This is a genomic window from Brevibacillus sp. NPDC058079 (assembly GCF_042885155.1).
In the GTDB taxonomy this organism is placed as follows: Bacteria; Bacillota; Bacilli; order Brevibacillales; family Brevibacillaceae; genus Brevibacillus.
On record NZ_JBHVSO010000008.1, the window covers coordinates 263,831 to 281,556 of the forward strand.

Genomic DNA, 17,726 nt, shown 5'->3' on the forward strand with positions numbered 1-17,726 from the left:
ATTTACCGGGGCTTTCATATAAATGAATATGACGCAAAAATTAACAATAGTTTAAAAAATAATATTTTGTAAGAAAATGAAAATAATAGGACGGATAGTTGTAATATATAACATAGTTTTACAAATTTATACAAATAATAGGTGATTCTGTTATGAAGAAACTGATTAAATCAACTCTTGTAACAGCTCTACTTTTAAGCAGTCTTTCGGTGGGGGTTTCTGCGGAATCGGCTCGACCTTTAGAAATTGTTCCAAGTAGCGGACATGGAGCTTCTACTGATAAGAGCGGTACGATACAGCCATTAGGCAGAATCATAAGAGACACATTTACGTATGACGGAAGCGACAGCTGGACTTTCAATTTCGACGAGTGGGGACCAGGTGAGGAAGAGCTTCGAGTATACGTACAAAACTTGGGGGACATTGATATGAAGTACAAAGTTTCCACGCCATCCAGCAGGACTTGGTTTTCCGGTACTTTAAAACCTAACGAAAAAGTCGAAAACTCCTTCTATTTAGATGACCCATGGGAATTTGGCGATTATAGATTGAACGTTTCCAATAAAAATGGCGTCCCGGGAAAAGTTAAACTTTCTGCTAGCTCCAATTAGCATTTGGAAGATAGAGAGGGTTCGAGCATAGCGCTCGACTCCTCTTTTTTATTTTCCCATGTCACAAACCGCATACGATTACGACATTAACCTCCTGAGTCACATCGACAAGGATAAGCTACTGCGAGACGTGGAAGAGACTGTACGTCGTAGCTTTGAGTACAACGCGAAACTCGCATACAAGCACATGCAAAAAATCGGATTCACGCTGGACGTGGAGAAGCTGCGCCGCGAAGCAGAGATTGATCCGCCCCTTGCGCCTTTGGATCGCGTAGACAACGCGCCAGACGCGACATTGAGTGGCTGGGCAGCGAATGGCTAACGCAAAGTTCGTCCGATCCACGTTCTCGACATGGCGAACCTCGTCGGTGCAAACGTGGTCGTCGGTAGAAGTTTCCATCTACAAAAAAAGATCATCCCAAATCAAACTGGGATGATCTCAATGTTTCTAATCAGTTTTGACAATTCCAACCAGATACCCGTTCCCTCACAAACTTGGCCATGTTGTCTATGTCATTAATATCGAAAAATGGCAACCCCGGCTGACGATTGTCTGACCAACCTACGATCCCTACTAGATGAGTAACGATCGATAAGAGCTCCTCATCTTCTGGCCTGCGAAGCAGGACGAGCTTGGGATAGCCTTCACGCTTGAAGCCTTCTACCAAAATGAGCTCAGCCCCGGCATCTGCTAAGCGCTGAATAAGAACGGACAACTCCTGCGGCTTTTGCTCTACGATGGCCGTTTTCGTTTTGGATGTGATCGCGACTAGCGAGGCTCCGGCTTCACGATAACGCCAGGTGTCCTTCCCTGGCTGATCCCACTCAAAATCGTGTCCACCATCATGCTTGATGACTCCGACTCTAATCCCTGCTTTTTCGAGGATTGGAATGAGCTTGGTGAGCAGCGTCGTCTTGCCACTGTTCGAATAACCGACAATCTGCAAAACACAAGGTGGCTTGACCATTCGCTATCCCTCTCTTCTCCAGGTTGGGGCGGCATGCGTGAGAACATCAACCAGCTCTCCTGCTTTTTGCCCGCTTCCCCCTGCTGGTATGATCATAAAGCATTCGCTGTCCTTCAACGTCCCTAGATTCCCTGCCTTTTCATTGAAATCAGGTATCGCGTGCAAAACCCCGTCTTTTTCGAGAAGCTTCCCTCGCAGGTAACGAGGGTATGGACAAGGCTTCGTATAATCGACACCAAGTCTCGCCTTAATCACCTGCTGCACTACATGGGCTTCTCCCGAGATGCGACGAATGGCTGCTCGCGCAAATAACTCAAACCCGAGAAAACAGGCACCCGGATTCCCTGATAGGGCAATAAGAGGCTTGCCTTCCATGATCATGGTTGTCGTCGGACTTCCCGGACGTATCGCGATCCTGTTGAACAGAAGCTCCACCTCAGGCTCATCCACTAAAGCGGCGATCACATCAAAATCCCCAACGGACACACCGCCGCTTGAAATGACCAAATCCACGCCTCGCAAGCATTCACTGATTTTCGCCTTTGCCACCGACAGATCATCCGGCAGTCTTGAAAACGAAACAGGGATGCCCCCTGCCTCGGCAATCAAGGCAGTCAGCATCACCGTATTACTGTTGCGAATTTTGCCTGGAGCAAGCGGCTGATCAATCTCCAACAGCTCGCTTCCAGTCGAAATCAGACCGACACGCGGCTTGCAGAACACCTCTACCTGCGAATAGCCAAACGTAGCCAAACTGGCGAGCGTACCTGCGTTAATCCGCTCGCCCGCCTTAGCAATGATCGTTCCTGTGGCCATCTCTTCACCGCGTCGCGATACATTTTCCCCAGGCTTCATCTCCCGCTTGATCCGCACAGTATCCGCCTCTTCGGCTGGGTTGTACGTTTGCTCAAACATGATGACCGCATCCGCACCCGCAGGCATCATCGCACCAGTCATGATCCGCGTCGCGTAGCCCTTTTCCAATTCTCTAGTAGGTACTTGCCCGGCCGCAACCGTCTCTAGCACTGTTAGCGTAATCGGATGGTCAACGGAGGCCCCCACAGTATCCGCAGCTCTCACGGCAAACCCATCCAGCGGCGAGCGGTCAAAGTGCGGCAAATCGTATGTTGCACATAGTTCAGAGGCCAGTATCCGCCCGTATGCCTCCCCGATCTGCACTTGTTCCGTTCTCCCTGTCAGCAATATTGCCAACAGCTTGCTCATCGCTTCTTCAACCGAGAGTGTTTGTCGCGAAAAACGCATGGCTTGTTCCTCCTAATCTTGACCACCCATTGCTACAGCTCGTCAGCCGACGTTTACTTCCAAATCTTCTACTTCTCTCTCCACGTATTTCAAATCTTTGTTGGCGTGGAAAGTGTCCGCTTTTTCAACCTTCACGGCTGTATTGTATTCGGGAATACCTGCGTATGTCTCGTATACACCCTTCGGAATGAGTACGTTCCCTTCCGGCCAGTGTACTTGAATGTTTCCACGTCTGGTGTCCTCGAATTTGGCCCGTCCTTGGAACGTTCCATATTTATTGTAAACGACGATATTTTCGCCTTCTGCAATGCGTAGTTCTTTTGCATCCTCTGCATTGATCAGGATATCATAACGGTCCGCATTGTTGAACGGGTCTTTATTGCTATAGACCATCGAGTTGAACTGCTTGCCCCGACGAGTCGTTACATAGAAGTGACCCTCTGGCTTGTTCAAATCCGGAATCTCAATCGGGATCAGATTCGAACGTCCGTCTGGTGTCGGGCATACGCCATCTTCACACAACCATGCGCCACCCCATTGGAAGACATCTCCACGGTTTTTCAGATGCTGGATGCCGTCGTAGTTCGGATTCGCTAGGGCGATCTCTGCGCGAATTTCAGCCGCATTGGAGAAGTGCATCAGATGCTTTTTCTCTGGATTTACCCGAGCCGCCAAGTCTACGTAAATCTCCCATTCCGAACGGGCTTCTTCAATACGTGGCCCTTCGACTTCCGCACTGAAGTAGACCATACGCTCTGTACTAGTCGAAGTACCGCCACCCGGCTGCTCGTAACGAGTCATTGCCGGTAGAACGATCACTTCTTCCTTCGCGTCCACCAACGTAGATGTATTGAAAATGATGTCCTGATGTACACGCAGCTCTACGCTTTCCAAGCATTTTTGCATGAAGTCCGGATCTGGCATCGTCTCCAGGAAGTTACCACCGCTCGTGTAGAACAGTCTGGTCTTGCGCTCGTGTCCATCTGGCAACACTGCATTTTCCAAAGAAATACCTACGATATCCCCTTGCCATTTCGGGATCGGGAAGTTCCAGATCTTTTCAATGCGGTTCCACGATTTTTCTTCGAAGTCGCCGCCAGGCAAGCTGAATGGATCGGCACCCATTTCACCGGAGCCTTGTACGCCGGAGTGACCGCGAATCGGCATGAGACCTGTGTGCTTACGACCGAAGAAACCACGCAGGATAGCCAGATTGGCTACTTGAGAAATATTGTCCGTACCGAATTTGTGCTGGGTCAGTCCCATACTCCATACGAATACGCCATTTTTGGAGTTGGCGAGCAGTTGCGCGAATTCTTTGATACGCTCACGGCTGAGACCGGAGGATTCAATGATTTTGTCCCACGATTCATTCATCACATGCTTGCGCAGCTCTTCGATTCCGTTCGCGTGCTCCTTGATGAATTCATGATTGATCGCAGAACCTGGTTTGGCTTCCTCCATCTCGAACCAAATCTTCATCACGCCGTTCATGAATGCGATGTCGCCGCCAATGTTCACTTGGTAGAAATCGTCTGCAATCTTTGTTCCGAACAAAGCACTATCCGGTACAGATGGAATCCAGTACTTCTCCATCGCTGGCTCTCTGTACGGGTTGATCAAGATGATTTTCGTTCCTGCTTTTTTCGCAGCATACATGTATTTCGTCGATACAGGCTGGTTGTTACCTGGTACAGAGCCCCAGAATACGAGCACATCAGTACCGATCCAATCCTGATAGTTACAGCTCGATGCACCAATTCCAACCGAACGCTTCAATGCCGTCTTACTCGGCGAGTGACAAATACGTGATGCGTTGTCGATGTTGTTGGTTCCGAGGAAACGAGCCATTTTCGCTGCCGTGTAGTATACCTCGTTCGTAATACCACGAGCTGTCAAGAAAAAGGCCAGTTGTTTTGGGCTGATGTCTTTGATTTTTTTCGCAATGCGGTTCAGCGCTTCATCCCAGCTAATGCGCGTGAACTTGTTTTCTCCAGGTTTTCTGGACAGCGGATACGGGATTCTTCCCAGCTTGCGCAATTCTTCGCTGGATAACTTTTGTAGCGCCCGTACATCTTCGAACCATTTTGGATCCATCGCAGACATCGTATTGAGACGCAGCACATTCAAGCGCGTGGTGCACAAATGCGGGCCAGTCAGCGTCTGATCGTAGAGTCCGGATACGCCGAGAGCGCAGCCATCACATACACCTTGCGTTAAAATTCGATAGGCGTAGCCCAAATTATCGCGATTGTCATAGGCCACCTTCATCGTATCGCGAATGTGATGCGGCTTGATTTTTCCGAGTCCCATCGGCATCAGTGAAGCCCATAAGGAAGGCTTCCACGAAGTATCCAGCTTAATTGGTCCGCCATGCTTGGTCTTGCCCATTTCTTTTGTCTCCCCTCTAATAAACTCCATTGAAACGAAAAAACCACCATGAAACCGTCCCTTGTCCTATAGGAAAAGAGCGTGTTCACGGTGGTTGTCTACGGCAGGTTCGCTACCTAGTCTCAACTTCGTGTTTGCTTTCGCGAATTCCGTTATGTCTAAGCCGGTGAACAGGATCGCTGCTTCGTTTAGACTTACGGTTCGTTTTTCATTCTTTTTTCGATGTCTTGATCAAAAACAAAGATCGACATTCCAAAATCCCGTTCAATGTCAATATCGACGAATAGATCAACGAGTTTTGCTCCAAGAAACGCTTCCATGTCAACTGGCTGGTGTTTCCGATAGATCTCTTTGACCATTTCGGTTCGGGCAGCTCGTAATGTCTGCTTTCCGTCTTCCGAAGTGGCGATGAACTTTTCCACCGGAGAAAGGTTGCCTTCCATCTCGCAAATCGCCCAGTTCTTGCAGAACGTGGTGCTGATCTTGCTAGGTCCCTTTCCCATATGGCGCTTTCGGAAAGCCCTGACCAAATTACTGAATTCTGCTTCGAACTTATTCATCGAGGAAAATCACCTTTACTTCAAATCATTCTCTACTTAAACTTTACCATTGATTAACTAGCCAATTCAACAGACTTTTCTCTTTGTTTGGCTTCTTCCTTCAGTTTTTTGATATCCAGACGGACTAATAGCGAGATCACCAGAGCGACAACGAACATTCCTGCGAAAACACTCATAGTTCCTGTATAGCTATCTGTCGTCTTGCGAACCCATGCTGCAAAGATCGGTCCTGCCAAGCCGGCAGCAGCCCATGCCGTCAAAATATAGCCGTGAATCGCGCCCAATTGCTTCGTTCCAAACAAGTCACCAATGTATGCCGGGATAGATGCAAAGCCACCACCGTAACAGGTCATAATGATAAACATCGCAACCATGAACAGAATTGGATTGGACAAATTCGGCAATAGGAAGAACAATACCATTTGGATGGCAAAGAAAGCTGTGTACGTATTTGGTCGTCCAATGAAATCAGACAGAGACGCCCATCCGATTCGTCCACCACCGTTGAACAAACCGTTTAACCCTACCATCAGAGCTGCTGTTCCGACAGACATGCCCACCATTTCTTGCGCCATCGGCGATGCTACCGAAATAACCGCGATTCCACATGTCACATTAATAAACAGCATCAGCCACAGCCAGTAAAAACGGCGTGTCTTGATTGCTTCGTTGGCAGTCAATTGGCACAAATCTTTTTTGATTTGCTTGCTGCCAGCTGTTCCCTCAGCGGAAAATCCAGCCGGTACCCAGGCTTTTGGGGGTGGAGCCAAATATTGAGCCGAAGCCAACATCACAACGAAATAAATAATGCCCAAAATATAAAAGGTGTTCGCGATTCCTACATTTGCAATCAAAGCGTTCATAATCGGACTGGCAATCATGGAAGCAAAGCCGAAGCCCATAATCGCAAGACCTGTTGCTAAACCACGGCGATCCGGAAACCATTTGACCAGCGTCGATACTGGCGTAATATAGCCTACCCCAAGTCCAATACCGCCCAGCACTCCATAACATAAGTACAACAGAGGCAAGCTGCTCATTTGAATCGCCAAGCCAGCCCCGACAGTTCCTACTCCAAAAAAGATAGATGCGAGAATGCCAGCTTTGCGCGGGCCGTGCTTTTCTACATAATGACCGAGGAAGGCAGCAGACAGCCCCAAGAACAAGATCGCAATACTAAACGTAAATTGAACGTCTGGCAAGTCCCATCCGAACTGCTCGGTAATTGGCTTCGTGAATACACTCCATGCGTATACCGATCCAATCGAGATGTGGATGCCTACCGCAGCCAACGCGATGAGCCAGCGGTTTTTCACTTTTTGTTCCAAATCATTCATCTCCTTCGCAATGGTCTTTCGCATGCTGTGGATCCATCAGCAGCCTTCTCGAAAAAAAGAAAAACTGCTGATTTCACCGACTCACCCAGGTCTCCACAAATGGAAACGAGGGATACGATGAAACACAGCAGTTAATCATCAGCAGGAACGCTACATCAGCATCAACAAGCATTGTGTTCACTATGTAATTCGCTGCAAGGCTACAAAATAATCGGTGGCAGGGTCGCTGCTCCGTGTCAATCTGTCCTTACGCTAAGCATACATGGAAAGACGAAAATTTTATGACACTTTTCATCTCACATAGTATACTACCATGTAAGCGTTCACTCGACAATATTTTCCTCACAAAATAGCCATAAAAACTTCATATTTTCGACAAAAAGGAGGCCCGTATGTCCGAACTAACCATCACCACCCGACTGCCCGTGTTGAAAATTTCGGCTGACCAACATGGCTGGGAAGACGACGAAATCGTTACCGAGTACCCCCTCACGATTTTCCTCAATGATGAGGAATTCGCTACAATCGTATGTACTCCGGCCGACCTGGAAGAAATGGTCATCGGTTTTCTCGCAGCCGAGGGCGTCATCAAGAGCTACTCGGAAATCAAACAGCTTACGATTAATGAGGCCCAAGGTTTTGCCTACGTTGATTTGCATAAAGAAACGATTTTGTCGCAGAGCTTTTACTCCAAACGCAGAATTACCTCCTGCTGCGGAAAAAGCAGACAATCCTTTTACTTTTTTAGCGATGCGCGCACAGCAAAGCCCGTTGAAAGCACAACAACTGTCACTCCCGCTCAATGCATGCGCCTGATGAAAGAATTGCAAGCGTCGTCTGAGATCCACCGCCAAACAGGTGGCGTCCACAATGCAGCCCTCTGTACACCGGATGAAGTTTTGCTTCAGTTCTCCGACATCGGACGTCACAATGCTCTCGACAAGATCTATGGAAAATGCTTGCGAGATGACATTTCGACCACGGACAAAATTCTTGTCTTCAGTGGACGCATCTCGTCTGAGGTGCTGCTCAAGGCTGCCAAGATTGGTGCTGGCATCATTTTGTCCAAGTCCGCTCCAACTGATCTCGCCCTGCAACTGGCAGATGAGCTGAAGCTCACCGCAGTAGGATTTATCCGCAATGACAAAATGAACGTGTATACACAAGCAAAGAGAATCCTTCTTCCTTAAAGGAGGAATCAAATAAAAGCGGGACAAGCTGTTGGTAATCTCAAAGCCCGAGTTAGCTCTCGGGCTTTTGTTCTTTGTACGTGGGAATTTTCTATTTGCACCAGCAATGTTTCTTTTTGTGATGCTTGCAGTGGTGGTCATCTTCGTCTTCGTCGTCATCCTCTTCTTCGTCTTCATCATCTATTTCATGCTTCTTGCAACAGTGGTGGTCATGTTTTTCACAGCATTTGCAATCATGACATTTGCAGCAGCAGCAGCAGTGATCGTGGCACTGTTCATGCTTTTTGCAGCAGCAATGCGGCTCATCGTGTTTTTTGCAGCAGCAGTGAGGCTCGCAGTAATCGTCATGTTTCTTGCAGCAACAGTGGTGGTCGTGATGCTTGTCGTGTTTTTTGCAGCAACAGTGGTGGTCGTGATGCTTGTCGTGTTTTTTACCGCAACAATGGTGGTCGTGATGTTTGTCGTGTTTTTTGCAACAACAGTGGTGACCGTGGTGTTGGCCCTGTTTTTTGCACTTTCTTGTCATTGCGCTTCCCTCCTTTCGTTAGCGATCACTACTATTCATACGGTTTGTCCTGAGAAATGCTTGTATGATTGCCCTCTATGACAAGCCCCTTTTTTCCAAACAAAAAACAGGACATACCTCAAGCATGTCCTGTCTTTCTGCGTTCTTCTTCAATTTTAGCCTGTTCGTACTCTTCAGGCGTGTTGACATTAAATACAGCCCAAGGGTCCAACCATTCATCAGGCAATGGCACCACCCGCAACTCCTCTAATGTCCACATCAGTTTTCGCTGTCCATGTAACAGCGCCCGTTCCCAATTAGCCTGCGTTCTCCGATGATACACTGCGCATAACGGATGCGTGCGTCCCTCTGATTGGGTGACGATCACATCCCAATCGTCCCTCTCCCTCGCAAATTCAATAAGCTTGGCAATTTGCCCACGATCCATAAAGGGAAGATCACAGGACAACACCAGCAAAGCATCCTCGGAACTTACGCGAAAGGCAGTAACCAGTCCACTGACAGGACCGCAGGATGGTACCAGATCAGGTGTAATTGTGACGGGCCGTTCATCAATTTGTTCCTTTTGTGTCACTTGAGTATCCGAAAAATCGTTCGCTACAATGAAACAAGACAAGCCAACCGTCTGTACTTCTTTTACTAGCTCTGTTAAAAAGGTTCCGTCCCTCCACGGTAAGTTTTGCTTTGGCGAGCCCATTCTGCTGCTTTTTCCGCCCGCTAAAATAACCGCACCGATACGCAGCTGCTGCATAAATTTCCTCCTGGGTGTTGACAATAATCCTTATTAGTTTATAATAAGTTTAAACAAATAATTATTATAAATAAGGAGAGATTCTCAATGGAAAACACACTCTATAGCGTATTAAATAAACAAGTGGCGAACTGGACAGTCCTCTATACGAAACTACACAATTTTCACTGGAATGTAAAAGGACCTCACTTCTTTACACTCCACGCAAAATTTGAGGAATTGTACAACGAAGCAGCAGCGAATCTTGATTCCCTCGCTGAACGTGTCCTCTCCATCGGCGGAAAGCCTGTAGCGACTTTGGCTGCATGTCTGAACACAGCGAGCATCACCGAAGCAGAAGGAAACGAAACAGCTGAGCAAATGGTAGAAACGATCGCAAGAGACTTCTCCATTCTCGTAGACGAGCTGAAGCTGGCTATGGAAACGGCAGACCAAGCCGACGATGAAGCGACAGCCGATATGCTTTTGGGAATCCGCAGCGGCCTGGAAAAACACATTTGGATGCTCAAGTCCTTCTTGCAATAAGCAAGTAAATCAATAGACACCAAAAGGCGATTGTGCATAGACACATCGCCTTTTTTGGGTCTTGCCTTCCGTGAAACTGTCTATCTCACCCTCGTTGCCTAGAGTGAAAAAATCAGTTTCCGCCCGTCTTTTTCTACTTTTACTTGGGGTAGATACTTTAATGACTTCTGTACACCAATGTAGGGACTCGCAAACTCAACCTGGTGCCGTGCTTTCAACACGGAGCAGAGATCAGCCAATGACATCGGAGACATCGCTTCCCGTAACAGGTTCTCGATGTGCTTCGCAACTTCCAAATAATCGTGACGAATGTGAGCCTTTCTTACCTTCATTCGCTTCATCAGATCGTCGGAAAATTCCTCTGTTGACATAGTTTCATCCTCTGAGCTTTCATCGTCTCCGATCCCGGCTTCGTTATCCAACTCGCGAATACGGCTCAAAAGCTGCTTGATGTCAGCTCCCAACTGCTTGTCCTGATCGACATACTGTCGACGCAGTGCCATACGTTGCTCTAGCATGGCCTGCAATGTCATTTGTAACGCTTTCCGTTCGTTAAACATTGCGTTATGTATTCCCCTTTTCGCAAAAAGTAGAATGATGGAATTATACCCAATGATAATATAATTCTCACTAGTTGGAAACGGGGGAATTTAACTGGAAGAAATCCTCACGAAAACCAAGGGATTATCTTTTCAATAGACTTTACGTCGCCTTCTCCTCGCTCAAACGATCCGTAATCACCGCAATCGCACCATCACCCGTAACGTTACAAGCGGTACCGAAACTATCCTGCGCGATGTACAGCGCAATCATCAACGAAGTCAACGTAGTTGTAAATCCGAGCATGGACTCCATCAATCCGAGTGCTGCCATGACTGCTCCACCCGGCACACCTGGTGCGGCGATCATTGTTACGCCCAGCATCAAGATGAACGGAAACATCACGCTAAAGGATGTCGTCATGTCATTTAGCATCATGACTGCCATGGAACAGCTGACAAGCGTAATCGTGCTTCCGGAAAGATGGATCGTCGCACAGAGTGGAACGACGAAATCTGCGATCTTTTCGCTCACACCGTTTTTCTTGGTTTGATTCAGTGTCACAGGAATAGTGGCCGCAGATGATTGTGTCCCAATCGCGGTAAAGTAAGCGGGAAGCATATTTTTCATCAGCGTGAATGGGTTTTTGCGTCCCATCTGGCCCGCTACCAAGTACTGCACGAACAGATAGAATAGATGCAAGGCAATAATCATAACGAAAACTTTAACGAACACGGACAAAATCATAGTGACTTGTCCACCATAGGTCAGGTTTGAAAATACAGACAGGATATGTAAGGGAAGCAACGGGATAATGACGGAAGCGATCAGCTTCTCTACGATATCTCTCAAGTCTACCATCACATTTTGCAGGGCGTTCCCTTTGATGACAGTCGCTCCAAGACCAAGGGTGAAGGCGAGCAACAATGCTGTCATCACACCTACAATCGGCGGCATGTCCACGGTAAAGAACGGCTTCACCAGTGCTTTCTCCGGGTTGGCATACTGATTCACCAGTCCACCTACCTCAAGAATGTGTGGAAAAATACTCGTACTGACCAAATAAGCAAGCGCTCCTGCAAGGATCGTAGACAAGTAAGCAACCCCTGTGGTTACCCCAAGCAAACGCCCAGCCCCTTTGCCCAGCTCACCAATGCCTGGCGCGATAAATCCAATGATAATCAACGGAATCGCAAATCCGAGGAAATTTCCAAACAGGCCACTAAATGTAGCCAATCCTTTCACAACCCAAATCGGCGAAATGGAGCCGATCCCGATCCCAAGGACAATGGCGATCAGAATTTTGGGTAGTAAACCTAACTGTTTCATGACTTGAACCCCCGATACGTGTTGGTAAATAATGTCCACATGGAATGGACTTTGTCTCTTTTACATGGACGAATGAATATCAAGGTAACACATCCGGGATGTAATTGTCATGAATCATAAAAAAGTAATAATATTTAAATTAAAGAAAAACCCCCAAGGAGCGTTGCTTACTCACTCGGGGGAACGATATTATTTGGCACAAACCGCTTGGCGAAATTCTTCTTCGATATCTGCCAGCACGCGCATGGCATCCGCGAGTTCTTTCTCATTCTTTTCTACGGTCAGTGTATGACAACGTCCGAATTGCTTTGCCTGCTTCTCTTTGATCGCCGCCAGCTCTGGCTCATGCTTCGAGAAAAATACAGCGAAATCCATCGCTCGCCTCGCCCCTAGCTGGAAAGCAAAATAGGATAAGTGGCCCATTTCCGCTGGCGAAAGTCCACCTTCATCTTCCATCCGCTTCACTACACGCAAGATCGCTTCCTTTCCGTATAGGATCGAAGGGTTCGGTTCAGCTGCTGCGCTTTCCTGATAGATCCCTTGGTATAAACGAAGCGCATTTGCAACCAGCTCCTCCTCCGTCGGACTACCTACACGCTTTGGTGCAGTCCAATAATGATAGGAAAAGAGGCTATCAAAGATTTTCTCAGCCTTCCACGCCAAGACAAACTGAGACAACGGCAGGCTGACAAAAGGAAAACCTGCGGGATCATGCACGTAGATCGCTTGATCATCCATCTCGTACGCAAGAACAAAATGATCAGCACCTCCCAAGTACTGAGCATTTGGGTTATACGTCAGGTAGCCCATATCAAGCGGTCCGAGTAACACGGGTCCCTTTTCCAATTCGCGCCGTAATTCTGCCAACGGTGGCTCGCCCTCTGCATCTCCTGATCTTTCCGTCCAACGAAAACCAAGCAGTTCTAGCGCATGACTGACACCACGGTCAGGAATCACTTGTCCGAAATAAATGACTTTTTGCTCCTCATACCAGATGGCTCCGACTCCTACACCGGAAAGTACCTCGAGTACAGCAGGCGCTACCTTCTCCCCAATTGTCTCCAAAAGCATTGATGATGAATTTGCGTAGCAGTAGTGGCCACTTCCCATATAAGATAGCATGCTTTCTCCCTCTTTCTCGTCAATGTATGGCTTACCTATCATTGACTTCGGGTCGCATGTTTTTCTGACAACGCTTTGCAAAATACTTCTCGTTTACGCGAAAAATTTTTTGAAAAACTCCATCTTCTCATTCACAAAAGCATCATCCGATTCGCTACTACCCATGATATGAGGATCATGCATGCACAGCCCCATTAGCCACAATTGGCGAATGCCTGTCATAAGCGACACCGCAGCCTGATCGTTTCCAGATAAGGGACGAGCCTCGGTATATCCTTTTAGGAAAGCACTCCATAGCGATTCCACCAGTTCGTCATCTTCTTCGATCAATATTCGGCTCAGCTTGAAAGCAGCCAGATCATACGCCCGCCAGCCATATCCGCACAGGTCGAAATCAAAGTGGGTACAGGTGTTGTCCTCGCAAAAATTCGTATTAAAATTCCCTTGAAGGTCTCCGTGGCAAATCCCCCAGTCTAGTCCCGCACGGATATGCTCGTTCAGCTTGGCTTCCAGCTCAATCGCCAGCTTTTGGAGGAATTGAAAATCCTCCTTCCGATGCTGCAGACGTGCCTCGATGATCGCTAACGGGCGATGAATCAACGTCTTGGCATCCCACACCTCGCGAGCTTGTTGTGTGGAAAAACCTTCTGCTTTGACATGCAACTCAGCAACGGCTCTGCCAAACCGTGCGCTTAGTTCCTCGCTATCGATCTCCTGCTCCTTGCCACAGGCATAAGTGAACAGCGTACCAAAGCGATTGCCTTCTGCTGCTTGCAGTCTCAAGACATGCTTTCCTGAGCCGTCCGCAATTGGCACAGAAACAGATACTCCTTGTCTGTTCAAATGAAGCAACAGCTCCATCTCGAACGCGACTGCTGCTTCCTCTGTTCGCCAATCACTGCGATACAGCCTGAATATTCGTTTTTGATCGATTGTCTCCACGAGGTACGTATCGTTCATGCCTCGAAGCATGTAGTGTACCGTTTGTATTTGTTCGGTTGGATATGCATCCTGAAGTACTTTCAGTAATGCTTTTTCACAGATGGTTGAGTAGACGACGGGTAAATGCATAGTCATACTGCTCCTTTTTGCTAAGTATTAGTAAGTTATTATGGAAGACGTGTAAATGGGGAAAAGGACACTGCAAGTAAAAAAGGACCTTGAAGGGCTAAAGGCCGATCAAGGTCTGGTACAGGCTGCAAGGATTTGTCCCCCTTGCTGAATAAGCTCTTCAAGGAATCGGGCAACATAAGTAATGGATTCGGATTCGGATTCGTATTCGTCACGCTCATCAGAAGGTTTGATGTCAAAAAGCGTTATTTCTTCACTTTTCCTTTGATCTCGCGCAATTCCTCGAGGATCAGATCATATTTGTCGCTGTATTTGTCCAACAAGTCTTGTAAGCGCCCCTCGCGCTCGCGATTTGCTTTCATAATATAAAACAACAACCAGACAAACAAAGCAGCAAATGGCCCTTGCTGAAGTAATACGGTTGTTACTTGATCTTCCATGTTTGATCTCCCCTTTTGTCACTGTACAGAACGAGTGTTCCTGCACCGTCCTTATCTGTATTTTGTACAAAAGGCTTGTACATAATTCGTTGAAAACAAAATTAATATCCATACTTTTCTTTTTCCCTCTCATTTAGTACAATAAATTTGTACATCCTCACAGGAAGGACTGGCACGCTCATGCTATCTCAGCGCTTACGCACAGCTCGTAAGACAAAAGGTCTGACCCAGGAAGAGTTGGCAGAGCATGTCTGCACGACCAAGGGGACGATCAGTAACTACGAGAACAACCACAGCACACCACCGAATGACATGCTGCGACAATTGGCTGATGTGCTGGACGTCACGACCGATTGGTTGTTGGGCCGCACAGATGAAGTCACAGCCTATATCCTCCCCGCAACTGAGCAGACAAATCAACGTTCGTTGGACGAGCTCTTGCAGGAAAAGATCGATGACCCAGACGACTACTATTTCCTAGACGGGTATCTGGACGCTTCAGAAGAGGAGAAAAAAGAAATTCGCCGCTACTGGTACGACTTGAAGAAACAGTGGAAAGTCCATAAAGTACGCGAGGAACGACCTCCGTCTTTGTTTGACATCACGGAAGACATCAAAAAAAAATAAAAATAACCCCAGTGCGGGGTTTTCTTTTCAGCACAAAGCAGAACGTACGTTCCTCACCATTCATTTAGGAGGTCCTTGATGCTTCACTCCCTTTTGAAAGAAATCTGCGAACCGCAAACATGGCTCGAGAGTCGCGTGTACTTGTTGCTTCAGCATCACGGCATCGACCAGCCCGAACAAATCGATCTGCATCTGCTGTGCGAAACGTACGGCATCGAGATCCATCGTATTTGCGGCAGGAGTCGTGCACACGCGCATCCCTTTTCTCCGGGACGTTATGTCATTGCGGTGGACGAGCGACTCGATCCGGCTACCCAGCGGGTTAAAATCGCGCATGAGCTCGGACATTTGCTCCTTCATGAAGGCATTCAGCCCCAAAGCAGCGAATGGATGATTGACTGGCAAGAATCGCAGGCGAATCATTTTGCCGAGCATTTGCTGCTCCCCATCTACATGATGAGCCCCCTGCTTGCCGATTGCTCGCGATACAACGCTCCGGCTATGTTGGCTCAGCGCTTTCAGGTACCGATGCCTCTTGCTCGCGCCCGTTTTGAGCGCATACTGAGCCGACTGTATGCCAAAGGCTTTCCCGTCTATGGATAAATTAAGACGCTAGTTATGAAGGAGGCGATACCTGATGAAACGAGTCTTTATTGCCGGAGATGCATACACGACTCATTTTTTTGATCTCGCCTTGGACCAAGACGAGGAGCTGTCGCTGTTACCCTCCTTGCAGGTAGCCAGCTATCACGTGGCCCGCTTTGCTCTCATCATGCGAGATGATGGCCTTCGTGGTCTCGGTATTTTTCCCGGAGATGCTCTCTTGATCTCAGACTTTTCGATGGAGCCTGTAAAAGACAGACCTGTGTTGATCCGACAGGAGGGGCAGTTTCTTGTGCGCATCGCAGCAGACGTCAATCCATTGGAATGTCTGTTTACAACCACACGCGAGCAAGACACCCCCTTGCTACTCCCCTCGGAAAACATTCGCATTACAGGTGTTGTATCCGGTATTATTCCACGTTCATCATCGTAACCTCATTAAGCAGCCAATCCTTGATTGCTGCCACTGTTTGCTGCCACTGCTCCTGCGGGGTAATGGCAGCTGGCTGGTCGCCCTCCTGCGATCCATAGCTTCCGAACTGGGAGTGATTCCCCCCTTCTATGGACATGTACACGGTACGATCGGGCAAATATTGCTTGCTCTCCATAAACCTTTCCATATTGATCACTCCATCGCGAGACCCGAGCAAAGACAGCACAGGCAAATTCACCTTCTTCAAGTTCCCCTGACTATTCGGATATGCTCCCAGTAAAAACACGCCGTTGATTCGGTCCGGGTGGTTTGCTGCGAATTGAGCTGCCATAGTACCACCAAGCGAATGTCCTCCGATGACAAACGTTTTATTCGGGTACGCCTTCAATACTTGTGTGGCTCGCGTCAGATCACTTACAGCCAAATTCAGCGGCATTCGTGCGAGAAAAACATGGTAGCCGGAGCCTGCCAAGGCACGGGCAATCGGTGCATAGCTCTCCGGTTTGACAAGTGCTCCTGGATACAAGATGAGTCCCGGTTCGCGTGACTCCCCGCCTTGGAAAATAATCCAGTCATTCGTATCCATAACCGTAATCCCTTCACCGCCTTGCATGGCCGTTAACGCTGCCTGATCGGGCTGATATGGCTGCAAATACCATATAGCCAGACAAATCGCTCCAAGTGTCACCAATACGAGTGCCTGAAACCATTTTTTGCGCGCTTGACTCATCCTACCCACCTCGTTTCCGTTCCCATGTATATGCTACTTATTATGTCTCAAACATAGAAAAAACCGTCAGAGACAAAATCCCGACGGTCTTTGGTTAAGGCTCCATTAACCTTTTTCCTTCTGCCGCTCACGAAAACGGCGCACCTTCATCAGGTTTCCGCACATTTTGTCATCACACCAGCGGCGCACCCGGTTGCGGCTTTCATCATAAAACACCCAGCGGCAATCCTCGTTGTCACATATTTTGATTCGCTCCAGATGCTGTGGGGCAAGCAACTCCGCGAAAGAAGCTGCAATTTGTGCCATGACGAGTGACCATCCCTCTGCTTGGCTGGATTGCTTTTGCCTGTAGCCGCCCTCCTCATCTACATACAACACCTGCGTATGAAAAGGAGCGAGAGCCAACACTTTGTTCAATTCCGCAAGGTCCTCCTCTTGGAATCGGTCTCCACGGATTACGGCCTCTAGCATACGTCTCAAACGCTCCCGCAATTGCAAAAGAGACGCGGCACACGCCTCATTCATCGGCAGCGGTGCGGTTAGCTTGTATGTCTGCAAAAAGGATGACAGCCATTCCTCTTTCTCCAGACGATTTTCCCCACGACCAGAACCGCGCCAATCCCGCCAATCACTATTTAAAAAATCGATACAAAGCCAGTCCATGTCATCAACTCTCCTGACGAAACCCTTCATTTTTCTCTCTTGTATG

At 48.0% G+C, this 17,726-nt stretch carries 21 protein-coding genes; 8 read left to right on the forward strand and 13 right to left on the reverse strand.

What is annotated here, in order from left to right; genetic code table 11:
• Positions 1 to 152: 152 nt before the first annotated feature.
• On the forward strand, positions 153 to 611 hold the full coding sequence (locus ACFVS2_RS23495) for a hypothetical protein (RefSeq protein WP_390238200.1): 459 nt from the start codon (positions 153 to 155) through the stop codon (positions 609 to 611).
• 130 nt (positions 612 to 741) lie between these two features.
• Positions 742 to 933 (forward strand): hypothetical protein, encoded by a 192-nt coding sequence (locus ACFVS2_RS23500; protein WP_390238203.1) that lies wholly within the window; start codon positions 742 to 744, stop codon positions 931 to 933.
• A 130-nt stretch (positions 934 to 1,063) separates the two neighbouring features.
• Here the strand turns inward: ACFVS2_RS23500 and mobB are convergent, their stop codons facing one another.
• From mobB to ACFVS2_RS23525, 5 genes are all read right to left on the reverse strand, one after another.
• The gene (gene mobB / locus ACFVS2_RS23505; RefSeq protein WP_173620994.1) at positions 1,064 to 1,579 is read right to left on the reverse strand and encodes a molybdopterin-guanine dinucleotide biosynthesis protein B; all 516 of its coding nucleotides are present in this window, start codon (positions 1,577 to 1,579) and stop codon (positions 1,064 to 1,066) included.
• A 3-nt stretch (positions 1,580 to 1,582) separates the two neighbouring features.
• Positions 1,583 to 2,842, reverse strand: coding sequence for a molybdopterin molybdotransferase MoeA (locus ACFVS2_RS23510; RefSeq protein WP_390238205.1), 1,260 nt, complete (start codon positions 2,840 to 2,842; stop codon positions 1,583 to 1,585).
• 42 nt (positions 2,843 to 2,884) lie between these two features.
• Positions 2,885 to 5,233, reverse strand: coding sequence for an FdhF/YdeP family oxidoreductase (locus ACFVS2_RS23515; RefSeq protein WP_390238207.1), 2,349 nt, complete (start codon positions 5,231 to 5,233; stop codon positions 2,885 to 2,887).
• A 194-nt stretch (positions 5,234 to 5,427) separates the two neighbouring features.
• Positions 5,428 to 5,793, reverse strand: a complete 366-nt coding sequence (locus tag ACFVS2_RS23520; RefSeq protein ID WP_007722503.1) for a Na-translocating system protein MpsC family protein — start codon at positions 5,791 to 5,793, stop codon at positions 5,428 to 5,430.
• 53 nt (positions 5,794 to 5,846) lie between these two features.
• Positions 5,847 to 7,121, reverse strand: a complete 1,275-nt coding sequence (locus ACFVS2_RS23525; protein ID WP_390238332.1) for an L-lactate MFS transporter — start codon at positions 7,119 to 7,121, stop codon at positions 5,847 to 5,849.
• A gap of 401 nt (positions 7,122 to 7,522) precedes the next feature.
• Between ACFVS2_RS23525 and fdhD the strand changes: the two genes are divergently transcribed.
• On the forward strand, positions 7,523 to 8,320 hold the full coding sequence (gene fdhD, locus ACFVS2_RS23530) for a formate dehydrogenase accessory sulfurtransferase FdhD (protein WP_390238209.1): 798 nt from the start codon (positions 7,523 to 7,525) through the stop codon (positions 8,318 to 8,320).
• A 31-nt stretch (positions 8,321 to 8,351) separates the two neighbouring features.
• Positions 8,352 to 8,927: a hypothetical protein gene (locus ACFVS2_RS23535; protein ID WP_390238211.1), complete on the forward strand. Its 576-nt coding sequence runs from the start codon at positions 8,352 to 8,354 to the stop codon at positions 8,925 to 8,927.
• Between the two features lie 37 nt (positions 8,928 to 8,964).
• Here the strand turns inward: ACFVS2_RS23535 and mobA are convergent, their stop codons facing one another.
• The gene (gene mobA, locus ACFVS2_RS23540) at positions 8,965 to 9,597 is read right to left on the reverse strand and encodes a molybdenum cofactor guanylyltransferase (protein ID WP_390238213.1); all 633 of its coding nucleotides are present in this window, start codon (positions 9,595 to 9,597) and stop codon (positions 8,965 to 8,967) included.
• Between the two features lie 87 nt (positions 9,598 to 9,684).
• Between mobA and ACFVS2_RS23545 the strand changes: the two genes are divergently transcribed.
• Positions 9,685 to 10,122, forward strand: a complete 438-nt coding sequence (locus tag ACFVS2_RS23545) for a Dps family protein (protein WP_173621000.1) — start codon at positions 9,685 to 9,687, stop codon at positions 10,120 to 10,122.
• 98 nt (positions 10,123 to 10,220) lie between these two features.
• On the opposite strand, the gene ACFVS2_RS23550 is transcribed toward ACFVS2_RS23545, so the two are convergent.
• From ACFVS2_RS23550 to ACFVS2_RS23570, 5 genes are all read right to left on the reverse strand, one after another.
• The gene (locus tag ACFVS2_RS23550; protein ID WP_173621001.1) at positions 10,221 to 10,682 is read right to left on the reverse strand and encodes a hypothetical protein; all 462 of its coding nucleotides are present in this window, start codon (positions 10,680 to 10,682) and stop codon (positions 10,221 to 10,223) included.
• A 142-nt stretch (positions 10,683 to 10,824) separates the two neighbouring features.
• A complete protein-coding gene (locus ACFVS2_RS23555; protein WP_390238215.1) occupies positions 10,825 to 11,991 on the reverse strand; it encodes a dicarboxylate/amino acid:cation symporter in 1,167 nt (388 codons plus the stop codon).
• A gap of 189 nt (positions 11,992 to 12,180) precedes the next feature.
• Positions 12,181 to 13,113 carry a cysteine peptidase family C39 domain-containing protein gene (locus ACFVS2_RS23560; RefSeq protein ID WP_390238217.1) on the reverse strand — a complete coding sequence of 311 codons (933 nt, stop codon included), beginning with the start codon at positions 13,111 to 13,113 and terminating at the stop codon, positions 12,181 to 12,183.
• Positions 13,114 to 13,206: 93 nt separating this feature from the next.
• Positions 13,207 to 14,184: a homoserine kinase gene (locus ACFVS2_RS23565; RefSeq protein ID WP_390238219.1), complete on the reverse strand. Its 978-nt coding sequence runs from the start codon at positions 14,182 to 14,184 to the stop codon at positions 13,207 to 13,209.
• A 245-nt stretch (positions 14,185 to 14,429) separates the two neighbouring features.
• A complete protein-coding gene (locus ACFVS2_RS23570; protein WP_017251979.1) occupies positions 14,430 to 14,624 on the reverse strand; it encodes a BhlA/UviB family holin-like peptide in 195 nt (64 codons plus the stop codon).
• A gap of 180 nt (positions 14,625 to 14,804) precedes the next feature.
• Here ACFVS2_RS23570 and ACFVS2_RS23575 point away from each other — a divergent pair, with 180 nt between their 5' ends.
• The 3 genes from ACFVS2_RS23575 (at position 14,805) to ACFVS2_RS23585 (ending at position 16,287) form a co-directional block, all read left to right on the forward strand.
• Positions 14,805 to 15,251 carry a helix-turn-helix domain-containing protein gene (locus ACFVS2_RS23575; RefSeq protein WP_390238221.1) on the forward strand — a complete coding sequence of 149 codons (447 nt, stop codon included), beginning with the start codon at positions 14,805 to 14,807 and terminating at the stop codon, positions 15,249 to 15,251.
• Between the two features lie 78 nt (positions 15,252 to 15,329).
• Positions 15,330 to 15,854: an ImmA/IrrE family metallo-endopeptidase gene (locus ACFVS2_RS23580; protein WP_173621006.1), complete on the forward strand. Its 525-nt coding sequence runs from the start codon at positions 15,330 to 15,332 to the stop codon at positions 15,852 to 15,854.
• Between the two features lie 34 nt (positions 15,855 to 15,888).
• Entirely contained in the window at positions 15,889 to 16,287 is a 399-nt protein-coding gene (locus ACFVS2_RS23585) for a hypothetical protein (RefSeq protein WP_106834523.1), read from the forward strand.
• On the opposite strand, the gene ACFVS2_RS23590 is transcribed toward ACFVS2_RS23585, so the two are convergent.
• Positions 16,265 to 17,017, reverse strand: a complete 753-nt coding sequence (locus ACFVS2_RS23590) for an alpha/beta fold hydrolase (protein WP_390238224.1) — start codon at positions 17,015 to 17,017, stop codon at positions 16,265 to 16,267. The two genes, ACFVS2_RS23585 and ACFVS2_RS23590, sit on opposite strands and share 23 nt — an antisense overlap.
• A 105-nt stretch (positions 17,018 to 17,122) precedes the next feature.
• Complete coding sequence (locus tag ACFVS2_RS23595; RefSeq protein ID WP_390238227.1) at positions 17,123 to 17,680, reverse strand: CGNR zinc finger domain-containing protein; 558 nt, start codon at positions 17,678 to 17,680, stop codon at positions 17,123 to 17,125.
• Positions 17,681 to 17,726 lie beyond the last annotated feature (46 nt).